This is a genomic window from Amycolatopsis sp. NPDC031561 (assembly GCF_055580625.1).
The window spans coordinates 48,861-68,357 of record NZ_JBVILA010000010.1; the positions used below are offsets into that span (position 1 = coordinate 48,861).

Below are 19,497 nucleotides of genomic sequence, written 5' to 3' on the forward strand. Positions count from 1 at the left end.
GTTTTTTTTTTTTTTTTTTTTTTTTTTTTTTTTTTTTTTTTTTTTTTTTTTTTTCCCCCCCCCCCCCCCCCCCCCCCCCCCACGACCAGCCGGTGAGGGCACTCTCTCGCTCATGGCCCACCCGACCGACCCGTGACCCCACACGTCGAGCGCGGCCGAGCATGTCGCGAAAGCCACTTTCGCGACATCTGACGTCCCGAAAGTGGCTTTCGCGACACAGCCGCCCGCCAGTCGCGAGAAGACCCAGACGCACCCAGAATTCCGTAGGTAGCTAAGAAACCTATGGCTCACCGGTCAGAGTTCGGTCCGGTCGGGTGATCGCTTGAGGTGCTGTTACGAAAGCCACGTCCAGTCCGCCACGGGGTCCTGTGAGTTCACCTTCCGTGCCTGGCTCACCTACGGCACCGTAAGTTACGGTGTCGTAGGTAGGCGTTTTCCGTACCCCGGAAGGACAAAACGCATGACGACGGTTCCCGAAAGCACCCGGCTGATGCTCGAACTCGAGGGGACGGTCGAGGAGAACCTCAACCGGCATCTCGGTGTCGCCAAGGAATGGATGCCGCACGAGTACGTGCCGTGGAGCGAGGGCAAGAACTTCGCCGAACTGGGCGGCGAGCCCTGGGATCCCGAGCAGTCGCGGGTGTCGCCGATCGCGCGGACCTCGCTGGAGGTCAACCTCCTCACCGAGGACAACCTGCCGAGCTACCACCGCGAGATCGAGCGGGCCTTCGGCCGCGACGGCGCGTGGGGCACGTGGGTGCACCGCTGGACCGCGGAAGAAGGCCGTCACGGCATCTGCATCCGCGACTACCTGCTGGTGACGCGCGCGGTGGACCCGGTCGAGCTGGAGCGGGCCCGGATGCAGACCATGCAGGCCGGATACGACAGCGGTGACAAGGCATTGCTGAACGTCTTCGCGTACGTGTCGTTCCAGGAACTCGCGACGCGGCTTTCGCACCGCAACACCGGCAAGTACACGCAGGACCCGTTGTGCGAGAAGCTGCTCGCGCGGGTGGCGATGGACGAGAACCTGCACATGATCTTCTACCGGAACCTCGTGCAGGCGTCGCTGGAGCTTTCACCCGACGCGATGATGCGGGCGATCACCGACGAGGTCGTCCAGTTCCAGATGCCGGGCGCGGTGATCCCGAGCTTCGTGCGGAAGGCCGCGCTGATCGCGAAGGCGGGTATCTACGACTTGCGCATCCATCACGACGAGGTGATCTGGCCGCTGCTGCGGCAGTGGAAGGTCTTCGAGCTGGAAGGGCTCGGTGAGGTGGGGGAGAAGGCGCGGGACGAACTCGACCAGTTCCTCAAAGGCCTCGACACCCAGGCGTCACGTTTCGAAGAGCGCCGGGCGGCCGCCGAAGCCCGCTCCGCCGCCCGACGATGATCGGGCGGCGAAGCGGAGAGAACTAGCGAGACCGGCGAGAGCCGGCGCGGGTTCCCGAGGAGAACGCGGCGGCACCGCCACGGCGGGCCGGAGCGCCGCCGGACTGAGTGCGCGACTGGGACTTCGAGGCACCGGCGGAGGCGCCGCCCCGGCGCGGCTGGGAGTCGGTGGCACCGCGACGGGCCTGACCGCCGCCCTTGGGCGCGCCTTCGCGACGCCCGGTGGTCTCGGCCGCACGACGGCCCTGACCCGCGGAAGCGCCGCCGCGGCGATCGCCCTCGGCGCGCGGCTGACGCGAACGGCCCTCGGAGGAACCGCCACGGCCCCGTCCGCCACCGGAAGCACCCCGGCCACCGGCCGAGGGGCCACGGCCGCGACCGGTCCTGGTGCCCCGGTTGGCGGGGCGCTCCTCTTCTTCGCCCTTGCCGCGGATGGCCTCGCCGCCGGCGGTGACCTTCTTCGGGCGCGTGTCCACGATCGGCCGCCGCGGCGACGCGGTGAACGAACGCTCGCCGGGCGCCAGCTCCGACAGCAGCGGGTGGCCGGGGCCGAGCTGCGTCGTGGTCGGCTTGATGCCCGCCTTGCGGGTGAGGTCGCGAACGTCGCCGACCTGCGCGTCGGTCATCAGCGTGACGACGGTGCCGGACGCCCCGGCGCGGGCCGTGCGGCCCGAGCGGTGCAGGTACGCCTTGTGCTCGACCGGCGGGTCGGCGTGGATGACCAGCGTGACGTCGTCGACGTGGATACCGCGGGCGGCGATGTCGGTCGCGACCAGCGTCTTCGCCGCACCGGAGGCGAAGGCCTCCAGGTTGCGCGTCCGCGCGGTCTGGCCGAGGTTGCCGTGCAGTTCGACCGCCGGCACGCCGGAGGCCATGAGCTTGCGCGTCAGCTGCTTGGCGCGGTGCTTCGTCCGGGTGAACACCAGCGTGCGGCCCGGCGCGGCGGTGAGGTCGATCAGCACCGGCAGCCGGTGGGTCTCTTCCAGGTGCAGCACGTGGTGCTTCATGGTCGAGACCGGTGACTGGGCCGAGTCGACGCTGTGCGTGACCGGGTCGTGCATGAAGCGCTTGACCAGCACGTCGACGCCCGCGTCGAGGGTCGCGGAGAACAGCAGCCGCTGCCCGCGATCCGGCGTCTCGGCCATGATGCGCCGGACGTCGGGCAGGAAGCCGAGGTCGGCCATGTGGTCGGCCTCGTCCAGCACGGTGATCTCGACGTGGTCGAGCTTCGCCTCGCCCGAGCGCATGTGGTCGGCGAGCCTGCCGGGGCAGGCGACGACGATGTCGACGCCGTCACGCAGCCGGGTGATCTGCGGGTTGGGGCTCACGCCGCCGAAAATGGTGGTGACCTTGAGGCCGAGCGGCTTCGCCAGCGGCAGGAACGACGCCTCGATCTGGGTGGCCAGTTCGCGGGTCGGCGCCAGCACCAGCGCGCGCGGGCGGCCGGGGCGGCGGCGCGTCGGGCCGGCGGCGAGCCGGGCGAGGACGGGCAGCACGAAGCCGTAGGTCTTGCCGGAGCCGGTGCGGCCGCGGCCCAGGACGTCCCGGCCGGCCAGCGAATGCGGCAGCGTGGCGGCCTGGATCGGGAACGGGCTGGTGACGCCCTGCTCGGCGAGCGAGTCCACGAGGGTCTTGGGCAGGCCGAGTTCGATGAAAGTAGGTGTGCTCATAAGCGTATGGGCGCGTGTGCGCCCTGGTGTCTCCGTAAGAATAGGAACGGTTGTCCTGCCCGGCGCAGACCTCGGGGGTCGCGGCGCGTGGTCATTCGACAACGAAACGCGGCCCGAGGCAGAACTGAGCGGACCGCAACGCCAGTGTACTTGGTCGTGATCTCCCGGGCTACGTGATATCGCCCGCACCGCGTTCGCGCGGCCCGACGAAGCGGGCGGCCGATGTTCGTCCGTTTCCACGAGCCCGGCCCCCTCACCCGGTGAAACGCTGGTCGGACCAGCCCCGGCGTGAAAGGTGACGTGAGTGTCGAAGAGCGTTCAAGAACTTCAAGGCCTGCTCGACGAGTGGGCGCGCGAGGCGAGCGTCCCCGGTGCCGTGGCGGGTGTGACGTACCGGGGTGAGGAGTCGGTGTTCGCCACCGGGGTGTGCAGTGTGGACACCGGGCAGCCGGTCACCACCGGCACGCTGTTCATGATCGGCTCCACCAGCAAGACCTTCGCCGCGGCCGCCGTGCTCGCCCTGGTCGAAGACGGCGTGCTGGACCTGGACAAGCCCGTCGTCGAGTACCTTCCCGGGCTCGGGCTCGCCGATCCGGTCGCGCGGAAGACGGTGACCCTGCGGCATCTGCTCACGCACTCGGCCGGGTTCCTCGGTGACGTGGACTTCACCACCGGCTGGGGCGACAACGCGCTGGCGCTGGCCGTCGACAAGTTCGGCGACCTGCCGCAGGTGTTCCCGCCCGGCGAGGCGTTCTCCTACTGCAATGCCGGATTCCAGCTGGCCGGACGGGTCGCGGAGGCGGAATCCGGCGAGACCTTCGAGGAACTGGTCCGCACCCGGCTGCTCGAACCACTCGGCATGACCGAGTCGTACTACTTTCCGTGGGAGGTGCTCACCCGCGGTCACGCCGTCGGCCACGCGCTGGGCGAGGACGGGCCCGCCGTCGAGCACACCGTGGGCCTGACCCGCGCGGACAGCGCCAGCGGCGGGCTGTGGTCCACCGCCGCCGACCAGCTGAAATGGGCGCGGTTCTTCCTGGCGGGCGAGTCCGCGGGCAAGGCGCCGCTCTCCGCCGAGACCCGGGACCTCCTGCGAGCGCCGCAGCGCGCGGCGGCGCTGCCGTTCGAGGAGGTCGGGCTCAGCTGGCTGCGCACGCGCCACGGCGACGCGCGGCTGGTCCGGCACGGCGGCAACGTCGGCAACCTGCAGGTCTCGGAGTTCGTCACCCTGCCGGAGGAGGACTTCGCGGTCACCGTGCTGACCAACAGCGCGGGTGGCGGGGTGCTCGGCCCCCGGGTCGTCGACTGGTGCCTGGAGAACCTCGTGGGACTGCCCCCGATCGCGAGCGCCCCGCCGGTGCCCCAACCGGGTTTCGCCGAGTACCTCGGCCGCTTCGAGACCGGCGACCTGGGGTTCGAGATCACCGACCGGGACGGCGTCCTGTGGGGGCAGATGGTCGTGAACATGGAGGACATCCCGTCTCCGCCGGCGTTCGAGGTGGTCTTCGTCGGTGAAGACGTGCTGGCCAAGGCCGCCGACACCCGTCGGCCCGCCGCGCGGTTCCTGCGGGACGAGCAAGGACGGGTGACTTCGATCGAGTTCGGTGGCCGGACGGCGAGGCGGCGCGCTACGGTTACCGGGTAGTAACTTCGGCGACCATGGAGTGACGATGAGCGAAAAGGCGACCGCGTTGTTGCTGAACCCGGGTGGGTACGACCCACGGCAGTTCGACCCGGAGACGCGTCGCCTGCTGCGTGCCACCATCGAGTGGTTCGAACAGCGTGGCAAGCGCAAGCTCACTGAGGACTACCACGAGCGGACCTTCTACGCGGACTTCATCGAGTTCGCGGGCAAGGAGGGCCTCTTCTCCACGTTCCTCACTCCCGGCGCCAACGCCGACGGCGACCCCGACAAGCGCTGGGACACCGCGCGGGTCGCGGCGCTGTCGGAAATCCTCGGTTTCTACGGCTTGAACTACTGGTATCCGTGGCAGGTCACCATCCTCGGCCTGGGCCCGGTGTGGCAGAGCGCGAACGAGGCCGCCCGCAAACGCGCGGCGGACTCGCTCGCGGCCGGTGGCGTCGCCGCGTTCGGACTGTCCGAAAAGGAGCACGGCGCCGACATCTACTCGTCGGACCTCGTGCTCACCCCGGACGGCAGCGGCGGCTACCGCGCGAACGGGTCGAAGTACTACATCGGCAACGGGAACTGCGCGCGGACCGTGTCGGTGTTCGGCCGCATCGACGGTGTCGAGGGCCCGGACCAGTACGTGTTCTTCTACGCGGATTCGGAACACCCGAACTACCGCGTGGTGAAGAACGTCGTGCCGTCCCAGATGTACGTCGCCGAGTTCGAACTCGACGACTACCCGGTGTCCGAAGAGGACATCCTGCACGTCGGTGCCGAGGCGTTCTCCGCCGCGCTGAACACGGTCAACATCGGCAAGTTCAACCTGTGCTTCGGCGGCATCGGGATGTCGACGCACTCGCTGTACGAGGCGATCACGCACGCGCACAACCGTGAGCTCTACGGCAAGAAGGTCACCGATTTCCCGCACGTGCGCCGGGAATTCGTCGAGGCGTACGCGCGGCTCGTCGCGATGAAGCTGTTCTCCGACCGCGCCGTGGACTACTTCCGCAGCGCGAACGCGGACGACCGCCGGTACCTGCTGTTCAACCCGATCACCAAGATGAAGGTGACCACCGAGGCGCAGAAGGTCATCGGCCTGGTCGCGGATGTGGTGGCGGCCAAGGGTTTCGAGACCGACACCTACCTCGCGATGGCCAAGAACGACATCGACGGCCTGCCGAAGCTGGAAGGCACGGTGGCGGTGAACCTCGCGCTGATCGCGAAGTTCGTGCCCGCGTACCTGTTCGCGCCGCAGGCCTACGAGCCGGTGCCGACGCGGTCCGACGCCGCCGACGACGAATTCCTGTTCCGCCAGGGCCCCGCGCGCGGGCTGTCCAAGGTGCGGTTCCACGACTGGCGTGAGGCCTACGCCAAGGCGTCCGCGATCCCGAACGTCGCGCGGTTCACCGAGCAGGCCGAGTCGCTGGTGAAGCTGTTCACCGACGCCACGCCGGACGAGGCGCAGCAGCAGGACCTCGACTTCGGCCTGGCGCTGACCGAGCTGTTCACGCTGGTCGTCTACGGGCAGCTGGTGCTGGAGCAGGCGGAGATCACCGGCATCGAGACCGAGGTCGTCGACCAGATCTTCGGCGTCCTGGTGCAGGACTTCAGCGTCGCCGCGATCGACCTGCACGGGAAGTCGTCCTCGACCGAGGCGCAGCAGGCGCTCGCGATCGCTTCGGTGCGCAAGCCCGTCGTGGACGCGGCCCGCTTCGACCACGTGTGGTCGCTCGTCCGGGACCTCTCCGGCGCCTACGCGATGAACCCTTGAACCTCTAACCCCGGATGCGCGTGAAGGCCCCCTTCCCTCGGCTGAGCCGAGGGAAGGGGGCCTTCACGCGCAAAGTGAGCTACTTGCCGAAGCCGGCCTTCCGGAGCGCGTCCGCCATGGAGCCGCCGCCCCCGGAGTTCCCACCCCGGTTGCCGCCGCCGCCGCGGTTGCCGCCGCCCTGACGCTGGCCGCCTTGACGCTGACCGCCGCCGCCCTGACCGCGGTCACGACCGCCACCACCGCCGCCGCCCTGCTCGCGAGCGGGCTTGCCGGGCTCGTCGTCCAGGCGCAGCGTCAGCGAGATCCGCTTGCGCGGCACGTCGACCTCCAGCACCTTCACCTTGACGATGTCGCCGGGCTTCACGACCTCACGCGGGTCCTTGACGAAGTTCTTCGACAGCGCCGAGACGTGCGCGAGCCCGTCCTGGTGCACGCCGACGTCGATGAACGCGCCGAACGCGGCCACGTTCGTCACGACGCCTTCCAGCCGCATGCCCGGCTTGAGGTCGCCGATCTTCTCGACGCCGTCGGCGAAGGTCGCGGTCTTGAACGCCGGACGCGGGTCGCGGCCCGGCTTGTCGAGTTCGGCGAGGATGTCGGTCACCGTCGGGAGGCCGAAGGTGTCGTCGACGAATTCCGACGGCTTCAACGCCTGCAGCGTCCGCGAGTTGCCGATCAGCGCGCGGAGGTCGGTCCCGGTCGAGGACAGGATCCGCCGCACCACCGGATAGGCCTCCGGGTGCACCGAGGACGAGTCGAGCGGGTCGTCGCCGTCGGGGATGCGAAGGAAGCCCGCGCACTGCTCGAAGGCCTTGGGGCCGAGCCGTGCGACCTCCTTGAGCCCGGTCCGCGTCTTGAACGGGCCGTTCTCGTCACGGTGCGCCACGATGTTCTCCGCGAGGCTCGTCGTGATGCCCGAGACGCGGGTCAGCAGCGGCGCCGACGCGGTGTTGACGTCCACGCCGACCGCGTTCACACAGTCTTCGACCACCGCGTCGAGTGACCGCGACAGCGAGATCTCGGACAGGTCGTGCTGGTACTGCCCGACGCCGATCGACTTCGGGTCGATCTTCACCAGCTCCGCCAGCGGGTCCTGCAGCCGCCGCGCGATCGAGACCGCGCCACGCAGTGAGACGTCCATGCCCGGGAGTTCCTGCGACGCGAACGCCGACGCCGAGTAGACCGACGCGCCCGCTTCGGAGACGACGGCCTTGGTCAGCTTCAGTTCCGGGTGCTTCTTGATCAGCTCGCCGGCGAGCTTGTCGGTCTCGCGTGACGCGGTGCCGTTGCCGATCGAGATCAGGTCGACCTTGTGCCGCGCGCACAGGGCGGCGAGTTCGGCGATCGACTGGTCCCATTTGTTGGCGGGCTGGTGCGGGTAGATCACGTGGGTGCCGACGACCTTGCCGGTGTCGTCGACGACGGCGACCTTCACGCCGGTGCGGAAGCCCGGGTCGAGGCCCATCGTGGCGCGGGTGCCCGCCGGGGCGGCGAGCAGCAGGTCGCGCAGGTTCGCGGCGAACACGCGGACGGCGTCGTCTTCGGCCGACTGGCGCAGCCGCATCCGCAGGTCGATGCCCAGGTGCAGCAGGATCTTCGTGCGCCACGCCCAGCGGACGGTGTCGCCGAGCCACTTGTCGCCGGGACGGCCTTCGTTGGAGATGCCGAACTTGTGCGCGATGCGGGTCTCGTAGTCGGTCGGCCCGGCCTTCGGCTGCGTTTCCGGCCCTCCGGGCGCCTCCGCCTCCTCCGACTCCATCGTGAGGTCGAGGATGTCTTCCTTCTCGCCGCGGAACATCGCGAGGATCCGGTGCGAGGGGAGCTTCGTGTACGGCTCGGAGAACTCGAAGTAGTCGGAGAACTTCGCGCCTTCTTCGGCCTTGCCGTCGCGGACCTTGGCGGCCAGGCGGCCCTGCGACCACATCTTCTCGCGCAGCTCGCCGATCAGGTCGGCGTCCTCGGCGAAGCGTTCGACGAGGATCGCGCGGGCGCCGTCCAGCGCGGCCTGCGCGTCCGCGACGCCCTTGTCGGCGTCGACGAAGACCGCGGCGGCGGCCTGCGGGTCGGTGTTCGGGTCGCTCAGCAGCCCGTCGGCGAGCGGCTCCAGACCGGCCTCGCGGGCGATCATCGCCTTCGTCCGCCGCTTGGGCTTGTACGGCAGGTAGATGTCTTCGAGGCGGGACTTGGTGTCCGCCGCCATGATCGACGCTTCGAGCGCCTCGTCGAGCTTGCCCTGGCTCCGGATCGAGTCCAGCACGGCGACCCGGCGCTCGTTGAGTTCCCGCAGGTAGCGGAGGCGCTCTTCGAGGGTGCGCAGCTGGGCGTCGTCCAGCATCCCGGTGACCTCTTTGCGGTACCGGGCGATGAACGGCACGGTGGATCCGCCGTCCAGCAGGTCGACGGCCGCCTTGACCTGCCCCTCGCGCACACCGAGTTCTTCGGCGATCTTCTGCTCGACTGTCTGCAGGCCCTGCACGCTCACTCCCACGCTCCTGAAATCCGCCCTCGGGTGCTCTCGGACCCTGCATTCTGCCGCTTCCGCCGAGCCGACTTTCGTATGGCCTCCCCTAACCGAACCCTTGACAGTTGTATTGGTCTGTACCATTTTGATGTGGCCGACATCACCCGTTCGTGGAGGCCACCTGTGAAAGTCAAGCCGAAACACGCGTTCCTCGCCCTGCTGTCGTCACTGGCCGTGTGCCTGGGGGTGACTTTCGCGGTCTCGGGCAGCGCCTCGGCCGCCAACATCCTGACCAACCCGGGCTTCGAACTCGGGACCACGAGCGGCTGGACCTGTACCGGCGCGTCCTCGGTGGTCACCACGCCGGTCCACTCGGGCAGCCGCGCGCTCAGCGCCACCCCGGCCGGACAGGACAACGCCCGCTGCTCGCAGAGCGTGCCGGTCAAGGCCAACACGGCGTACACCCTCTCGGCGTGGGTGCAGGGCAGCTACACCTACCTCGGCGTCACCGGCACCGGGACGGGGGACAAGAACACCTGGTCCCCGGGCACCGGCAGCTGGAGCCAGCTCTCGCTGAGCTTCACCACCGGCGCGTCCACCACCAGCGTCGACATCTACCTGCACGGCTGGTACGGCCAGCCCGCGTACTTCGCGGACGACGTCAACCTCGACGGTCCCGGCGGCTCGCCGACCACGACGCCCACCACGACCACGTCGTCGCCCACCACCAGCACCTCGCCGACCACGACGTCGAGCTCGCCGACGACCACGACGACCAAGCCGAACCCCGGCGACCTGCCGAAGCACGTGATCACCGGGTACTGGCAGAACTTCTACAACGGCGCGAAGGCCCTCAAGCTGGCTGACGTCCCGACGAAGTACAACGTCATCGCGGTGTCCTTCGCCGACGCGACGGCCACTCCGGGCGCGGTCACCTTCACCCTCGACTCGGGGCTGTCGAGCCAGCTCGGCGGCTACACCGACGCGCAGTTCAAGGCCGACATCAAGACGGCGCAGGCACGCGGGCAGAAGGTCATCCTGTCCGTCGGCGGTGAGAAGGGCACGATCCGCGTCGACTCCTCGGCCGCGGCGACGAACTTCTCCAACAGCATGAAGTCGCTCATCGCGACCTACGGTTTCGACGGCGTCGACATCGACCTCGAGAACGGCGTCAACGCGACCTACATGGCGCAGGCGCTGCGGTCGATCCACGCGGCGGGCGGCACGGTCATCACGATGGCGCCGCAGACGATCGACATGCAGAACCCGGCGGCGGAGTACTTCAAGCTGGCGCTGAACGTCAAGGACATCCTGACGATCGTCAACATGCAGTACTACAACAGCGGCTCGATGCTCGGCTGCGACCAGAAGGTCTACTCGCAGGGCACGGTCGACTTCCTCACCGCGCTGGCCTGCATCCAGCTGCAGAGCGGCCTGCGGGCCGACCAGGTCGGGCTCGGCCTGCCCGCTTCCGGTTCCGCGGCGGGTGGCGGCTACCAGGCGCCCGGCAACACGGTCAACGCGCTGAACTGCCTGGCGAAGGGAACGAGCTGCGGTTCGTTCAAGCCGACGACGACGTACCCGACGATCCGGGGCGCGATGACCTGGTCGATCAACTGGGACGCCTCGCAGGGCTACTCCTGGTCCAACACGGTGAGCGCGGGCCTGGCCGGCCTCCCGTGATGATCCGCTAGACCGGGGCGGGTGCCGGCGTCGCGCGGGCGACGGCACCCGTCCCTTCCATTTCCCCTCCCGCGTTTCGTCCTCTAGTTGCGGTAGTTGGCAGGGCGAACTACCGCAACTAGAGGACGAAACGCGGGGGGATCAGAGGGGGCGCAGGGCGGCAGGGGCCTCCGCGGGTACCACGGGCTTGAGTGGTGCGACGGGGGAGAGGCGCCGGTACGGGGAGCCGAGCGGCGGGCGCGGGTCGGCCTCGCCCTTGTTGGGCCACAACGACATCGCGCGTTCCGCCTGCGCGGTGATGGTCAGCGACGGGTTCACCCCGAGGTTCGCCGAGATCGCCGAACCGTCGGCGATGTGCAGCCCCGGATGGCCGTGCACCCGCTGGTACGGGTCGACGACGCCGGTCTCGGAGCTGTCGCCGATCGCGCAGCCGCCGATGAAATGCCCGGTGATCGGGATGTTCGCCAGATCCGTCCACGCGCCCTGCGCCAGCCCGCCGATCTTGTCCGCCACCCGCCGGGTGACCTCGTGCCCGGCCGGGATCCACTCGGGGTTCGGGTCGCCGATGCCCTGCTTCGTGGTCATCTTGCGGCCGAAGAGCCCGCGTTTCGTGTACGTGGTCACGGAATTGTTCAACGTCTGCATCACCAGCAGCCCGACCATCCGCTCCGACCACCGCCGCGGGTTGTGCAGCCGCACCAGGTTCCGCCGGTTCCGCGCCAGTTCGCGCAAGCCCAGCACCCAGCGGCGTTTGCCGGTTTCGGCGTCGACGAGCACCGTCGTCAGCAGGCCCATGAAGTTGCTGCCCTTGCCGTACCGCACCGGCTCGACGTGGGTCACCGCGTCCGGGTGGATCGACGACGTGATCGCGACGCCGCGGGTGAAGTCGGTGTCGTCGCGCAGGGACCGCGCGGCGAGGACGGCTTCGGAGTTCGTCCTGGCGAGCAAGCCCAGCCGCGGCGACAGGTTCGGCAACGTGCCGGAGTCCTTCAGCGAATGCAGAAGCCGTTGCGTGCCCAGGGAAGCGGCGGCGAACACGACCTGCCCGGCGGTGAAGGTCCGCTTGCGTTTGCGCAGCCAACGCCCGGCCCGGACGGTGTCGACAGCGTAGCCGCCGTCGATCTCCCGCACCGACACCGCGGTGGTCAGCGGATGGACCTCCGCGCCCGCCTTCTCCGCCAAGTACAGGTAGTTCTTGACGGTCGTGTTCTTCGCGCCGACCCGGCAGCCGGTCATGCATTCACCGCAGTGCGTGCACGGCGTCCGCAGCGGGCCTTCACCGCCGAAGAACGGGTCGGTGTCGCGCTTGCCGAAGTAGACCCCGACGGGCGTTGGCCGGTAGGTGTGCGCGATGCCCATGTCCTCGGCGACCTCGCGCAGGACGCGGTCGGCCGGGGTGACCAGCGGGTTCTCCACCACGCCCAGCATTCGTTTCGCCTGGTCGTAATGCGGGGCGAGTTCGGCCTTCCAGTCGGTGATTTGCGCCCACTGCGGGTCTTCGTAGAAGGTGTCCGGGGGTTCGTAGAGCGTGTTCGCGTAGACGAGCGAGCCGCCGCCGACACCCGCGCCGCTCAGGACGAAAGTGTTCTTCAGCAGGGTCAGCCGTTGGATGCCGTAACAGCCCAGTTTCGGGGCCCACAGGTAGTTCCGCAGCCGCCAGGAGGTCTTCGCGAACTCGTCGTCGGCGAACCGGCGGCCCGTCTCCAGCACGCCGACGCGATAGCCCTTCTCGGTGAGCCGCAACGCGGTCACGCTGCCGCCGAACCCGGAGCCGATCACCAGCACGTCGTAGTTCATCGCGGTCCCGCCGTCCGGTAGTCGCCGAGGTCGAGCGTCTTCGTGCGGCGGTCGTACTCGGTCACCAGACCCGGCCAGTTCGTGCTCACCCGGCCGTTCTCCTGGCGGTACCAGCTGGCGCAGGCCGACCAGACACTCCGGCCGAGCCGTCGCTGGACCTCCTCGTCGTAGCGCTGCTCGACCTCCGGAACGACGTCCATATAGGACACTTCGGACCGGGCGAGATGTTCGACGGCCTGGCGGATGTAGCGGGCCTGCCGTTCGATCATGTAGATGATGGAGCCCGCGCCGAGGTTCGTGTTGGGCCCGTAAACGCAGAACAGGTTCGGGAAACCCGGCACGGTCATGCCGAGGTATGCCCGCGCGCCGCCCTTCCACGCGTCGGACAGCGACCTGCCGCCGAGACCTTCCACCTTGAGCTCGCCGAGGAAGTCCGTCGCCGCGAAGCCGGTTCCGTAGACGATGACGTCGGCCTCGTGCTCGACGCCGTCCTCGGTGAGCACCCCGGACGGCGTGATCGCGCTGATGCGCCGCGTTTCCACGGCGACGTTGTGCTGGGCGAGCGCGGGCAGGTACTCGTTGGTGAACAGGATCCGCTTGCAGCCCAGCGGGTAGTCCGGGGTGAGCTTGTCGCGCAGTGCCCGGTCCTTGAGGTGACGCCGGCGCAATTGGGCCGTTCGCAGTTCGAAGACCTTGGCCAGGAACGGATGTGCGGTCATCGCGTAGGTCGCGTACTCGGCGAGCAGGAAGATCCGGAGCCTGCCGAGCAGCTGCGTGGCCGGGAGATGCCGGAACAGCCGTTGCTGCCAGCGCCGGTAGCGGGTGTCCCGTTTGGCCATGATGTACGGCGCGGTGCGCTGGAACACCGTCAGCTCGCCCGCCTGGCGCTGGACCTCGGGCACGAACTGGATCGCGCTCGCGCCGGTGCCGATCACCGCGACCTTCTTGCCGCGCAGGTCGACGTCGTGGTCCCAGCGCGCGGAGTGGAAACTGGGGCCCTCGAAGGTGTCCTGGCCAGGGATGTCCGGCTGGACCGGCCGCGAAAGCTGTCCGACGGCGGGGACGAAGACGGTTGCCTCGTAGGTCTCGCCGCCCGCGGTCTCGACCCGCCAGAGCCCGCGGTCCTCGTCGAAGGCCGCGCCGGTGACGCGGGTGCCGAAGCGGATGTGCGGTTCGAGCCCGTAGCGGCGCACCACGCGTTTGAGGTACTCGTGGATGTCGGGTTGCAGCGAGAACCGCTTCGGCCAGTCGGGATTGGGCTCGTAGGAGAACGAGTACAGCGGCGACGGGATGTCACAGCCCGCGCCCGGATACGTGTTCTCCCGCCAGACGCCGCCCGGCTCGTCCGCGCTCTCCAGGATGGTGAAGTCGTCGAAGCCGGCGCGTTTGAGCTCGATCGCCGTCCCGACCCCGCCGAATCCCGTCCCCACGATCAGCACGCTCGTCTTCGATGACCCAGTGCTCATGCCGATCGACGCTACGCAGCCCTCACCCCGCCCGGAAGTGCCCGACCGGCCACTCAATCGAGATTTCCGGCCACGCCCCTCCCCGCAATTCGTCCTCTAGTTGCGGTAGTTCGCGCTACCAACTACCGCAACTAGAGGACTAGTTGCACCGTGTGGGTCTCGGCGTTGGGGTGGGCCCAGGCCAGGAGGCGGTGAGCGGAACTCTCGAGGACGTCCAGATCGCGCTTCGGGACGCGTTCGAACGGCGTGATCACCACGGACGCCGCCTTCTTCGCCGCCTTGATCTCCCAGCTGCCCTTCACGAATCCGTCGACCAGGATGGTGCCCTTGACCAGGCCGTTCTGGGTGATGACGACCTTCCGGTACTCGTCGCTGATCACCCGGGTCCGGTCGGCGTAGGACAGCACGGTCTGGTCGAACGGCCCCAGCAACCGCGCCGGCGCAGGGGTGCCGGGGTCGGGACGCGGTGCGTCGGGCAGGTCGAACAGCTCGCGTCCGTTCTCGTCGCGGAACGTCCGCAGCTCCGGGCGCAGCCGTTCGGCGACCTCTCCGAGCTTCGTGATCCCGGCCCACGCCTGCGCGTCCTGGACACTGGCGGGGCCGAACGCCGCCAGGTAGCGCCTGAACATCTTCTCCGGCGACGGCGTCGCGTCCGGTTCGGCACCGAGCCAATCCCCGGTGGTCTGATACGTCGGCTGCCCGGACTTGCCCCACACGCCCCGCGGCGGGATCTGCACGAGCGGCAGCAGTCCCCGCGCGACGTGCACCAGCGACGACGGCGCCACGCCCTCCCAGTGCTTCGTCAGTTCCGCGCCGAGACCGGCCGCCGAAAGCGGCCGCTCGCCGAGCAGTTTGCGGGCGGTGCGGGCGATCTCCTGGTGGTCGAGATCCTTGATGTCCGGGCCGAACTGGGTGTTGCCTGCCATCGAGCGGTCGTAGAGCGGCTGCACGATCGGCCGCCACGCCAGCGCGTCCGACGGCGTCACCAGGTGCACCGTGCCGCGCATGAGCGCGATCCGCACGACGCTCTTGTCCAGCAGCAGGTTCGCCAGGTCTTCCTGACGGAAGCCGTGCAGGCGTGCCCAGAGCGCGAAGTACGGCGGGTTCGGTGCCTGCGCCTGCAACCCGGCGAGATGCTCGACCGCTTCGAGCGCGGTCATCTTCGAACGCCGGAGCAGCAGCTGCCGGTCCAGCATGGCGCGGTTCAGCGCGCGCCTGCTCAACGTGTCGGACATGGGGCTCACCTTAAACAGGATCAAGGACAGTTACGGTCCTCAATGCGCCGATCGTTGCCAGGGGATCCATAATCCCGGCCATGGAACTACCGCCGCCGGTGATCCGGGACTGGGACTACCCGCGCGGCACGGCGAGCATCGTGCTCATGGCCCGTTTCGCGGCCGAGAACGGCATCAAGGGACTGGAGTCCTACGAGCACGCCCCCGTGGACGGCCAGGTCGACGCCCGGCAGGAACTCGCGGTGGTCCGTGAGCTGGTCCGCGGGCTCGGTGGCGGGGACGACATCGCGCTGCGGCTGAGCAGGCGGTACCGCGTCAGCGCGTTCGGCATCTTCGGTTTCGCCTGCATCAGCAGCCCGACGCTGGGTGACGCGATGCGCTTCGCCCTGCGGTACCTGGACCTGAGCTTCACTTTCTGCATCCCGCACGTGACCGTCGAGGCCGGACGGCTCGCGCTGGCGATGGACGACAGCCGCGTGCCGGGCGACGTCGCCCGCTTCCTGGTCCTGCGCGACCTCGGTGCCATCCACACCGTCATGCGTGACATCCTGCCGGAAATTTCCCTGCGCTCCTTGGCCTTCCGGCACGACAAACCCTCCACTGTGGACGAATACGTGCGCACCTTCGGGCTGGCGCCGTCGTTCTCCGCGCCGTCCCACGTCGCCACCCTGGACCCGGTCTTCCTCGACAGACCACTGCCGCAGGCCAACGACCAGACGGTCGCGGTCTGCGCCGCGCAATGCGATCTGCTGGTGTCACGGAAACGGGAGCGGTCCGGGATCGCCCAGCAGGTGCGGGAACGGCTGGTGCGGCTCGGCGGGGTCGACGCCGGGATGGAGGAGGTCGCGCGGCGCCTCGCGCTCAGCCCCCGCACGCTGCGTCGGCGGCTGTTCGAGGCCGGGACCGGCTACCGGGCGCTGCTGGACGAGGTCCGCCAAGCGCTGGCGGAGGAGATGCTCGACACCGGGGCGCTCAGCGTGGAGGACGTCGCGCTGCGGCTGGGCTACGCCGAGGCGTCGAGTTTCATCTACGCGTTCAAACGCTGGAAGGGGATGACGCCGGCGGCCTATGCCCGGCGGAACGCGTTGCGAGCACGGCCGGGTAGGTGACGCGCAGCAGATGCAGGATCGAATCGGTGAGGAAGACCCGAAGTTCCTCCCGGCCGAGCGTGCCGCGGATCAGCCACTCGCGTGACGCGGCGCGCAACATCCCGCCGTACGACCGGATCATCGCGCGGAGTTCCTCGCGGCCTTCGGTGATGTCGCTCATCAACGCGGCCGCGAGCACGCGGTCGGCGGCGATCTCGTCGCCCTCCAGCATGATCCGCTCGATGTCCGGATCACGGCCGACGGCCTCCTGGCCTATCGCGGTCAGCCACGCCTGCTCGTTGCGCTCGACGACCTCGATCCAGTGCCGGACGCTGATCGCGAGCCGCTCCTCGGCGGAGGTGTCGGGCAGGTTCTCGATCACCGGCGCCGGCACGATCATCATCTGCCGGACGACTTCCAGGTACAGCTCGCGTTTGCCGCCGAAATAGTGGTTGATCAGCGGCCGGGCCACCCCGGCCGCTTTCGCGATGTCCGAGGTCGAAACCGAGGCGTACGTGCCCGCGCCGAACAGCCGCCGGGCCGCGGCGAGGATCTCGGCACGCCGGGCGGCCGGTTCGAGGCGGCGCCGCCGGGTTTCCGGATCGGTGCTCATGGGCCGAGCGTAACCGTTTCAGGTGAGCGCCTGCCGTTATTCATTCGGAACAACCCGCAGGTAACCCCTGGGGCCTTCGAGGCGACGTTGGGGGCGGGGGGACCGGTGTCATGGGTAGGGACGAATGACCAGTGCTGAACGCGATCCGGTCCGCCGTGTCGGCCGGTGGGTCAGTGTGCGGTTGCAGAAGCGTGACGTCCTGATCGAGGGTGACAGCGGGGACGAATGCGTCTCGTACGCGGGGATCGTGATCACCAGTTTCGAGAACGGTGACGAGGTCGGCGAACGCTGGATCCCGCTCGGTGTCGATCCGTCGGAGGCCGACGACGAACAGCTCATCCAGCAGTTGCGGGACGCGCTGATCTGGCAGGCGCGGCGTCCGCCCCAAGCCGCGGGGGAGTAGCCCCCGTCACTGCGTCCGCAGGCCGTCGAAAGCGATCTTGCACACCGCGTCCGCCAGTTCCGTGCCCGCCGAACCCCGGCGCGGCCGGTACCACTCGATCAGCGAGTTCACCATGCCGTACAGCAGGCGCGCGGTGACCGCGGGATCGATGTCGGGCCGCACGTCGCCCTCGGTCTCGGCCCGTTTCACCAGTTCCGTCACCAGCCGGTCGAATTCGCGCCGCCGCGCCAGCGCCGCCCGCTCGATCTTGGTGTTGCCCCGCACCCGCAGCAGCAGCGTCACGAACGGCAGCTGCTCGACCAGGACGAGGACACTGCCCCGCACCAGATGCTCCAGCTTCTCGATCGCCCTGCCCTCGAAGGATTCCGTCTCCGCGGCGACGGCGAACAGGCCGTTCAGCGCGCGGTCGACGGCGAGCCGCAGCAGCTCTTCCTTGCTCGGGACGTGGTGGTAGATCGCGGATTTCGTGATGCCGAGCTTGCGGGAGAGGTCCTCCATGCTGGTGCCGTCGTAGCCGCGTTCGTTGAACAGTTTGACCGCGACCTGCAGCAGCGACTCGAGGTCGTAACCGGGGCGCCCCCGGCGGGCGGGGGTGGTCACCCGCGGTTCCGCTCGTCGAGGACGCGGCGCATCTTGCCCAGCGATCGCTCCAGCGTGTCCGGGTCGACGACCTCGACGCCGACGCTCACGCCGACCCCGTCCTTGACCCCGGCGACGAGCCGGGCGGCGGCCTGGTCGCGTTGCTCGGCCGTCGCGTCCGGGCGTGCTTCGACGCGGACGGTCAGGGTGTCCATCCGGCCCTTCGTGGACCGGATGAGCTGGAAATGCGGTGCGAGCGCGGGGGTGACCAGCACGACTTCCTCGATCTGCGTGGGGAAGACGTTGACGCCACGCAGGATGATCATGTCATCGCTGCGCCCGGTCACCTTCTCCATCCGCCGGTACGACGGCCGCGCGGTGCCGGGCAGCAGCCGGGTGAGGTCGCGCGTGCGGTACCGGATGATCGGCAGCGCCTGTTTGGTGAGCGAGGTGAACAGCAGTTCGCCGGTGTCGTCGATGGGTTTCTCGGTGAACGGGTCGATCACCTCGGGGTAGAAGTGGTCCTCCCAGATGTGCAGTCCGTCCTTGGTCTCGACGCATTCCTGCGCGACGCCGGGGCCCATCACCTCGGACAGGCCGTAGATGTCGACGGCGTCGATGCCGACGCGTTCCTCGATCTCCGTGCGCATCTGCTCGGTCCACGGTTCCGCGCCGAAGATGCCGACCTTGAGCGAACTCGACTGCGGGTCGATGCCCTGCCGCTCGAACTCGTCGAGCAGCGTGAGCATGTACGACGGGGTGACCATGATGATCTCGGGCTTGAAGTCGGTGATGATCTGCACCTGGCGCGCGGTCATCCCGCCGGACGCCGGGATCACCGTGCAGCCCAGTTTCTCGGCGCCGTAGTGCGCGCCGAGTCCGCCGGTGAACAACCCGTAGCCGTAGGCCACGTGGACCTTGTCGCCCGGACACCCGCCCGCCGCGCGGATCGACCGCGCCATCACCGTCGCCCAGGTGTCGATGTCCTCGGCGGTGTAGCCGACGACGGTCGGTTTCCCGGTGGTGCCACTGGACGCGTGGATCCGGCTGACCTGCGCTTCCGGCACGGCGAACATGCCGAACGGGTAGTTGTCGCGCAGGTCCTGCTTGGTGGTGAAGGGGAACTTGGCCAGATCTTCCAGCGTCTTGCAGTCGTCCGGGTGAACGCCCGCCTCGTCGAACTTCCGGGTGTAGAACGGCACGTTGTCGTAGGCGTGCCGCAGCGTCCACCGGAGGCGGCTCAGCTGCAGCGCCTGGAGTTCGTCGATGGTCAGGTTCTCGGCGTCGTCGCTGAAAGTCATCGTCATGCCTTCTGGATGGTGCGGCTGCGGCCGCGGAATTCGGCGACGACTTCCGGCCCGTCGGGGGTCTCCCGGTGCACGGTGACGTCGTAGATGCCGTTGCGGCCGTAACGGGTCCGCTCGGTGGCGGTGGCGACGAGGAGGTCGCCGAGTTTCCCGGCGGCGACGAAGGAGATCTCCGCGCCGGACGCGACGGTGACCGGGCCATGGCTGTTGCAGGCGCAGGCAAAAGCCGTGTCGGCCAGCAGGAAGACATAGCCGCCGTGCGCGATGTCGTGGCCGTTCACCATCGTCTCGGTGATCTTCATCGAGGCGACCGCGTGCCCTTCGGTGGCCTCGATCAGCTCGATGCCCAGCGCGTTCGACGCCCGGTCGCCGGTGAACATCGCGTGGGCCGCGTTGGTAGTC

Annotated in this window: 15 protein-coding genes; 6 read left to right on the forward strand and 9 right to left on the reverse strand. The window is 68.8% G+C overall.

All coding sequences use genetic code 11. The features are described from left to right. Positions 1–460: 460 nt before the first annotated feature. Positions 461–1,393, forward strand: coding sequence for an acyl-ACP desaturase (locus ACZ5IK_RS21335; protein ID WP_465489232.1), 933 nt, complete (start codon positions 461–463; stop codon positions 1,391–1,393). Positions 1,394–1,415: 22 nt separating this feature from the next. Here the strand turns inward: ACZ5IK_RS21335 and ACZ5IK_RS21340 are convergent, their stop codons facing one another. After that, positions 1,416–3,062 carry a DEAD/DEAH box helicase gene (locus ACZ5IK_RS21340; protein WP_465489233.1) on the reverse strand — a complete coding sequence of 549 codons (1,647 nt, stop codon included), beginning with the start codon at positions 3,060–3,062 and terminating at the stop codon, positions 1,416–1,418. Between the two features lie 304 nt (positions 3,063–3,366). Between ACZ5IK_RS21340 and ACZ5IK_RS21345 the strand changes: the two genes are divergently transcribed. Together ACZ5IK_RS21345 and ACZ5IK_RS21350 are read left to right on the forward strand one after the other, a co-directional pair. After that, positions 3,367–4,707, forward strand: a complete 1,341-nt coding sequence (locus ACZ5IK_RS21345) for a serine hydrolase domain-containing protein (protein ID WP_465489234.1) — start codon at positions 3,367–3,369, stop codon at positions 4,705–4,707. A gap of 25 nt (positions 4,708–4,732) precedes the next feature. Next, a complete protein-coding gene (locus ACZ5IK_RS21350; protein WP_465489235.1) occupies positions 4,733–6,463 on the forward strand; it encodes an acyl-CoA dehydrogenase in 1,731 nt (576 codons plus the stop codon). Between the two features lie 79 nt (positions 6,464–6,542). Here the strand turns inward: ACZ5IK_RS21350 and ACZ5IK_RS21355 are convergent, their stop codons facing one another. Continuing rightward, positions 6,543–8,945 (reverse strand): Tex family protein, encoded by a 2,403-nt coding sequence (locus tag ACZ5IK_RS21355; protein WP_465489236.1) that lies wholly within the window; start codon positions 8,943–8,945, stop codon positions 6,543–6,545. Between the two features lie 162 nt (positions 8,946–9,107). Here ACZ5IK_RS21355 and ACZ5IK_RS21360 point away from each other — a divergent pair, with 162 nt between their 5' ends. Beyond that, positions 9,108–10,607 carry a chitinase gene (locus ACZ5IK_RS21360; RefSeq protein WP_465489237.1) on the forward strand — a complete coding sequence of 500 codons (1,500 nt, stop codon included), beginning with the start codon at positions 9,108–9,110 and terminating at the stop codon, positions 10,605–10,607. A gap of 141 nt (positions 10,608–10,748) precedes the next feature. On the opposite strand, the gene ACZ5IK_RS21365 is transcribed toward ACZ5IK_RS21360, so the two are convergent. The 3 genes from ACZ5IK_RS21365 to ACZ5IK_RS21375 form a co-directional block, all read right to left on the reverse strand. Next, positions 10,749–12,404 carry a GMC oxidoreductase gene (locus tag ACZ5IK_RS21365; RefSeq protein ID WP_465489238.1) on the reverse strand — a complete coding sequence of 552 codons (1,656 nt, stop codon included), beginning with the start codon at positions 12,402–12,404 and terminating at the stop codon, positions 10,749–10,751. Then, entirely contained in the window at positions 12,401–13,870 is a 1,470-nt protein-coding gene (locus ACZ5IK_RS21370; protein ID WP_465489239.1) for a flavin-containing monooxygenase, read from the reverse strand. Before ACZ5IK_RS21370 ends, ACZ5IK_RS21365 begins: the two co-directional genes overlap by 4 nt. A 131-nt stretch (positions 13,871–14,001) precedes the next feature. Then, positions 14,002–15,105, reverse strand: coding sequence for a winged helix DNA-binding domain-containing protein (locus ACZ5IK_RS21375; RefSeq protein WP_465489240.1), 1,104 nt, complete (start codon positions 15,103–15,105; stop codon positions 14,002–14,004). 80 nt (positions 15,106–15,185) lie between these two features. Here ACZ5IK_RS21375 and ACZ5IK_RS21380 point away from each other — a divergent pair, with 80 nt between their 5' ends. Continuing rightward, a complete protein-coding gene (locus ACZ5IK_RS21380) occupies positions 15,186–16,214 on the forward strand; it encodes an AraC family transcriptional regulator (protein WP_465489241.1) in 1,029 nt (342 codons plus the stop codon). Here ACZ5IK_RS21380 and ACZ5IK_RS21385 read toward each other — a convergent pair. Then, positions 16,141–16,806, reverse strand: coding sequence for a TetR/AcrR family transcriptional regulator (locus tag ACZ5IK_RS21385; RefSeq protein WP_101605710.1), 666 nt, complete (start codon positions 16,804–16,806; stop codon positions 16,141–16,143). The two genes, ACZ5IK_RS21380 and ACZ5IK_RS21385, sit on opposite strands and share 74 nt — an antisense overlap. 124 nt (positions 16,807–16,930) lie before the next feature. Here ACZ5IK_RS21385 and ACZ5IK_RS21390 point away from each other — a divergent pair, with 124 nt between their 5' ends. After that, a complete protein-coding gene (locus ACZ5IK_RS21390) occupies positions 16,931–17,209 on the forward strand; it encodes a hypothetical protein (protein ID WP_101605711.1) in 279 nt (92 codons plus the stop codon). A gap of 6 nt (positions 17,210–17,215) precedes the next feature. Here ACZ5IK_RS21390 and ACZ5IK_RS21395 read toward each other — a convergent pair whose 3' ends face one another. From ACZ5IK_RS21395 to paaI, 3 genes are read right to left on the reverse strand one after another with little or no spacing between them, the layout of a single operon-like run. Next, positions 17,216–17,809 (reverse strand): TetR/AcrR family transcriptional regulator, encoded by a 594-nt coding sequence (locus ACZ5IK_RS21395; RefSeq protein ID WP_101605712.1) that lies wholly within the window; start codon positions 17,807–17,809, stop codon positions 17,216–17,218. Beyond that, positions 17,806–19,095: a phenylacetate--CoA ligase PaaK gene (gene paaK, locus ACZ5IK_RS21400; protein ID WP_465489242.1), complete on the reverse strand. Its 1,290-nt coding sequence runs from the start codon at positions 19,093–19,095 to the stop codon at positions 17,806–17,808. The genes ACZ5IK_RS21395 and paaK overlap by 4 nt, the downstream gene beginning before the upstream one ends. Then, positions 19,092–19,475 carry a hydroxyphenylacetyl-CoA thioesterase PaaI gene (gene paaI / locus ACZ5IK_RS21405; protein WP_465489383.1) on the reverse strand — a complete coding sequence of 128 codons (384 nt, stop codon included), beginning with the start codon at positions 19,473–19,475 and terminating at the stop codon, positions 19,092–19,094. Before paaI ends, paaK begins: the two co-directional genes overlap by 4 nt. Between the last annotated feature and the right edge of the window lie 22 nt (positions 19,476–19,497).